The following is a 2,343-nucleotide window of genomic DNA, read 5'->3' as shown; positions in this document are numbered from 1 at the left end:
GCCTGGGATTGTTAGTTTAATCAAATTATCACTTCCTTATCACTAGTTTATTATAAAACTAAAGAGGATTTAAAGAAAGGATATTTTATGGATAAAGAGAAAATAATAAAGTTTTTTAAAGATAGAGGTATAGATACTGTTGGAGTTGCAGGTGTTGGACCATACTATGATTTAAAAGAAGTATTACAAGATAAAGTTAACAAGGGTTTAATAACTGGTATGGAAGAGCCTGATTTAGAAAAGAGGACGAACCCAAAACTAATAATGGAGAATGCTGAATCTATAATTGTATGTGCTTTTCCTTATTATTTAGGAAATGAATACGAATCTAATATATATAAATACTGTTATGGACGAGATTATCATTTAGTTGTAAAAGAAATACTTACAGAAATATGCGAAGAAATAAAAAATCAAGAAAGTTACTTTGAATATAAAATATTTACAGATAATGGGCCATTAGTAGATAGATATTTAGCTTATTTATCAGGTATTGGGTATTACGGAATTAACAATAATATAATAACTGATAAATATGGATCTTATGTATTTATAGGATATATAGTTAATAATCTAAGTTTAGAATATGACAAACCTAATAATAAAACATGTATGAATTGTAATAAATGTGTAAAATATTGTCCGGGAAATGCTTTAGAAGGAAATTATAAAATGGATCCTAAGAAATGTTTATCATATTTAACACAAAAGAAGGAGGATTTGTCAGAAGATGAAATGAAAAAAATAAAAGATAATAAAATGATATTTGGATGTGATATATGTCAAGATGTATGTCCTCATAATAAAAATATAGAATCAACAAAAATAGAGCAGTTTAAAAATAATATAATTACTAAATTAGATGAAGAAGAAATTAATTCCATATCTAATAAAGAGTTTAAGAGGAGATATGGTGATAGAGCTTTTAGTTGGAGAGGTAGAAAAATTATAAAACGTAATATGGATATAGTATTTGAAAAGTCTATGAAATAAAAATTCATAGACTTTTTAATTTTCAACTTTATTACTTGAGCAATTGGCTAAGCTGTTGGTGATATGAAGTGGATCAACTATGGAGGATCTTAAGCAAAACGATTTTTTATTTTTATAAAAATTAATAATGGATATTAGAAGATATTAGTTACATATAATTTATAAAGTCTATGAAAGAGCATGATGAAAATTTATATAAATTATTAACAGATAGAAAGGGGAATAATATGCAAAAATTCAATAATACATCAGAAATAGAACCTTTAGAAAATATTTTAGGACAGGAAAGAGCTGTTGCATCAATGGAGTTAGGATTAAGAATAAATAATCCAGCTTATAACATATATATAGCGGGTGACCCTGGAACAGGTAAAAGTACTTATACAATGAAAGTATTGGATGAATATGCTAAAACAAGAAGCCAACATAAAGATTGGTGTTATGTATATAATTTTGACAACCAAAGAAATCCCATTGTAATAAGTGTAGATAGGGGAATAGGAAAATTATTCAAAGAAGATATTGATGAAATGATAGATAGATTATTTGATGAGATAAAAGAAGCTTTCGATAGTGAAGAATATGAAATAAATAAAAATTCTTTGCTAGAACAATATGAACTGCAAAAAGAGGAATTAGTAAAAAAAATAAAAGACTATGGAGAAGAAAAAGGGTTTAAACTAAAAAGTAGCAAAGTAGGAATGGTGTTTGTTCCTTTAGATGAAAATTTTGAAGACGAGATTTCTTCAGAAGCATTCTTTAAAGTAAAGAAAGAACTAGAAGGTGTAGCTATAAAAATAGTTTACCAAATTAGAGAAATAGAAGAAAAAATAAGAGATATAATAGAAGAAGTAGAAGAGGAAGTTGGAAGAGTAGTTATAGATCCACATATTGAGGAACTTAAGGAAAGGTATAGTGGTGAAGAAAAAATTAATGAGTATCTTGATAATATAAGAGAAGATATTTTAAAAAACTTAGAATTATTTTATTTAGATGACGAAGAATTAAGAGATTACTTTAGTAAAGATAGCTTTCTGAAATACTCAGTTAATTTATTTGTAGATAATCAAGACAATGACTACGCTCCTATAATAGTAGAAACTAATCCAAGTCCATCACAACTTTTCGGAAAGGTGGAATACGATTACAATAATGGTAATGTAAAAACTGATTTCACTAAAATTTTTGCAGGGTCATTACAAAAAGCTAATGGAGGATATTTAGTATTATATGCACAACAACTTTTATCTTATCCTATGTCTTGGGAGTTGTTGAAAAAAGCTATACAATCACAAAAAATATCTATAGATACAAAAGTATCAATTGAGCCTGAAGATATACCACTTGATG

Annotated in this window: 2 protein-coding genes; both read left to right on the top strand. The window is 26.7% G+C overall.

What is annotated here, in order from left to right:
• Positions 1–87 precede the first annotated feature (87 nt).
• The gene (gene queG / locus J7G74_RS16125; protein ID WP_297137253.1) at positions 88–993 is read left to right on the top strand and encodes a tRNA epoxyqueuosine(34) reductase QueG; all 906 of its coding nucleotides are present in this window, start codon (positions 88–90) and stop codon (positions 991–993) included.
• A gap of 227 nt (positions 994–1,220) precedes the next feature.
• A partial coding sequence (locus J7G74_RS16120; RefSeq protein ID WP_297137250.1) for an AAA family ATPase occupies positions 1,221–2,343 on the top strand: 1,123 nt, incomplete at its 3' end.

It is taken from the genome of Terrisporobacter sp. (assembly GCF_017888745.1).
In the GTDB taxonomy this organism is placed as follows: Bacteria; Bacillota; Clostridia; order Peptostreptococcales; family Peptostreptococcaceae; genus Terrisporobacter.
Note: the sequence above shows the minus strand (reverse complement) of the source record. Positions and strands in the feature narration are given on the sequence as shown.